Annotated in this window: 3 protein-coding genes; all 3 read left to right on the top strand. The window is 44.8% G+C overall.

The genetic code is table 11. The features are described from left to right. On the top strand, positions 1-1,390 hold a 1,390-nt coding region (locus tag VIN08_RS15785; RefSeq protein WP_331967019.1), incomplete at its 5' end, for an HmuY family protein. Between the two features lie 92 nt (positions 1,391-1,482). Continuing rightward, positions 1,483-1,827 carry a DUF6686 family protein gene (locus VIN08_RS15780; protein WP_331967017.1) on the top strand — a complete coding sequence of 115 codons (345 nt, stop codon included), beginning with the start codon at positions 1,483-1,485 and terminating at the stop codon, positions 1,825-1,827. A 248-nt stretch (positions 1,828-2,075) separates the two neighbouring features. Next, the coding region (locus VIN08_RS15775) for a TonB-dependent receptor (RefSeq protein ID WP_331967015.1) at positions 2,076-3,662 on the top strand (1,587 nt) is incomplete at its 3' end.

Raw genomic sequence — 3,662 nt, 5'->3', positions numbered from 1 at the left:
CGCGGCATTAACACTTTCTCTTTTCATGACGTTGCTGATCAACGCCTGCAGCGATGATGATCCGCCACTACCCGATAACCTGGCTACCTTCACAGCATCGGCTGTTGGTCTGGAAGATGATGCAGACGAAGCAACGATAGCGGTAACATTAACACGCGCAGTAGATGCGGCTACTACAGTTACCATTGATCTTACAGCAACCGGTGTAACGTATGGCACGGACTTTACAACAGACCCTGCAGCTTCCGGTAACATCCTTACCATTACTATACCGGCTGCTGGCAACACGGCTTCCTTTAAAGTAGTAAGATCAGAAGGAGTATTCCTTACCGGTGATGAGAAAGTAACTTTCAAGATCAGTAGTGTAGGGGAGCCGCTGCTGATCGGCACGACAGCAGAAGTAACGCTTTCATTCTCATCCATCGTATCAGAAGGTTCGGAGCTTACGCTGAATGGATTGATCGGATCAGAAGCGGGATCAAGTGCCGGTAACTCGGTGTTTGTTGATTTCAGCAACAACCAGCAAACTCCGGTAGCACGCAGCAGCTGGGATCTTGGATTCTATATGGGCGATGACTTCCGTGTTATTCTCAACAACACTACGACTGCTACCGCTCGTGTCATTGACAAAAACGATCTGACAACTGTTGTAGCTTCTGATAGTACACCAGCTTCTAACTGGTCGCTCGGTTTTGATGCAGCATCGTTCGCGTTGGTAGATAATGTATTGGGAGATCTGAGCCAGACCGTTATAGCATCGGTATCAGCAACCGATGCTGACAATAAAGTATATATCATCAACCGCGGCACGGGGGGCAGTATAGCGGCACGTCCGTGGTATAAAGTACGTATACTTCGCAAAAGCGATGGCTATACGTTGCAATATGCACGCATCAACGAAACTACCTATAAGAGCATCGATGTTACGAAAGACAGTAACTATACTTTCAAGTATATATCGTTTGATAACGGAGCCGTTTCTGTAGCGCCTGAAAAAGATCAGTGGGATATCGAGTGGACGTATGCCGTATATGAGACTGATAATGGAGGCACCATGATTCCGTATGCGTTCTCTGATCTGGTATATATCAACGCAAAAGGTGGCGTAACAGCCGCGCAGATTTTGAACACAGAATCTGTTACCTACGATACCTTCACTTCTTCCAACCTGACGGGAATTGCGTTTGCCAGCAACATCGATGTGATTGGTTCTAACTGGCGCGTAACATCTCCTGCAGCTTCTGCCGGAGTAAAGACCGATCGTTTTTACCTGGTGAAAGACGGAGCCGGAAATATATACAAGCTGAAGTTTGTAAGCTTCCATCCAAACGATGGTGGTACACGCGGCAAGCCAGTAGTTAAATACGAGCTTGTGCAGAAAGCTTCTTAACGATTTGAGTTTAATACGGAGCCGGCTATATATACCGGCTCCGGTTAGCTGCTATCGTTTCATAATTTTTTCTCACCTATATATACATCAACATGCACCAACGATCAAATCTTGAGATAATTGCCGAATCATTGAATGGTTATGTAAGTCGTTGCCTGTGTTGCCACGAGTTTAACCTGGCGTATAAAAATGTACTGCTTGTATTTGATGAAGAATCGCTCGTGAGATTCTTTGAGTGGGTGCTCTCCAACCGGCAGTCGCTCGATAACTATCAACCCTTGCCTCACGGTCGATGCCGGATCTTTTCAAGTCCGCACAGCAACCTGTTCATTGTTTTTAATGATGAAGAGATGGAAGAGCTGGCAGACCTGTATGCCGCGGTGCAGATCGTGCTGGAGGCAAGGCGACTGGTGAACTGCCAGAAAAACAACTCTTAGGGTACACGCCCACGCAGCAAACTGGCGACTTATATATATAGTCATGTCAGTTAATCATTACATCCTTTCTTATTCCTGCCTCGATAAAGAAGCCACTCAGATCATTTCAATCTATAACTAACCTAGGCAGGTAGCATGTACATACCCTGTATAGGGTAGGTTAATTCACTGGTCGCAGCGATTGCGGCCGGAATAGGATCGGATTTACTTTTGAGCTCATTTATAATGATTCTAAATATATAGTCGAAATGAACCTTCATTACTTTTTAAAAGGATTATTAATCATGATCCTGGCTGGCACTTCTGTATGGGCGCAACAAGCTCAACAATTCGGATCGATCAGCGGTACAATTACTACTGCCGATAACAAGCCTGCCGAATTTGTAAACGTGGTAATTAAAGGAACCGGTAAAGCAGGCAACACCGATGCTACGGGTAAGTTTGATATAAAGCGCGTAACACCGGGCACCTATACTTTGGTGGCTACCTTCGTTGGCTTCGATCCAGTAGAGCAAACTGTTGAAGTTATAGCCGGTCAAACTGCCGCCATCAATTTCTCTTTGAATGAAACATCGGCACAGCTTCAGGAGATTGAAGTACGGGGCGAACGTGTTAATAAATTCTCACGCATGGAAAGCGGCTATGTTTCTAAAATGCCGTTAAAGAATCTGGAGAACCCACAAGTATATACTACGATTACTAAAGAACTGTTGGCTGATCAGATGGCTTTCTCTGTAGATGATGCTGTGAAGAATGCTCCCGGATTATTAAAGATGTGGGATGCAACCGGCAGAAGCGGTGATGGCGGAAGCTACTACAACATGCGCGGCTTTATTGTACAAAGTCAGTTGAGAAATGGTATAGCGGGAAATGTATCCAGTAAAATTGATGCCGTTAACCTCGAAAGAATCGAAGTGATCAAAGGTCCTTCTGCTACATTGTTTGGTAATGCATTAACATCTTACGGAGGGTTGATCAATCGTGTAACGAAGAAGCCTTATGCCGGCAAAGGTGGTGAAGTTACCTATGCTACCGGTAGCTTTGGATTCAACCGCGTAAGTGCAGATTTCAACACACCGTTGGATGCAGATAACAAAGTTCTCTTCCGCCTGAATACAGCGTATAACTACGAAGGGAGTTTTCAGGACAACGGATTTAGCAAGAGCTTTGCATTTGCGCCAAGCTTATCTTATAAAGTAGATGATCGATTGTCGTTCAACTTCGATGCAGAATTTTTTACGGGTCAGAATACAGGCTTATCGGTATACTTCTTCCCGTGGGGACAAACTATAGCTTCGATGGGTGTTGATCGCGCAGACCAACTGAAGGTTGACTATAAGCGTTCGTATGCCAATGAAGATCTATACCAGACTTCGCGTAACGTGAACTTCTTTGGCCAGATGGACTATAAATTATCGGATACATGGCGTTCACAAACCAACCTTACAGTAACCAGCAGTTACTCGGATGGTCCTTCTCCTTATTTCTATCTGCTGTCGAATGCATCGGTTACTGGAAATCCCAATGATATAGGTGCTGACTACATATCGCGTAACGATCAGTTTACCGATAACAGCAAAGACAATGTGTTTGAAGCGCAGCAGAATTTCATCGGAGAGTTCTCTGTAGGTAATATGAAGAATCGCCTCGTGGCAGGTCTTGACTTCTTCTATAAAAACTCTGATCAATACTTCTCAGGTGGTACATACGATACGGTGAATGTAACACAGCCCATTGCCAACTACCGGACCTTTAACAGAAATAGCATGGACGCCATCTATATAAATGGAGGCTTCTCGTTTGTATACCCGATGATCTTCAAGTCGTATACCTAT

This window comes from Ohtaekwangia sp., assembly GCF_036568665.1.
GTDB lineage: Bacteria > Bacteroidota > Bacteroidia > Cytophagales > Cyclobacteriaceae > Ohtaekwangia.
The sequence above is the reverse complement of the archived record's forward strand: the minus strand, read 5'-3'. Positions and strand labels throughout refer to the sequence as shown.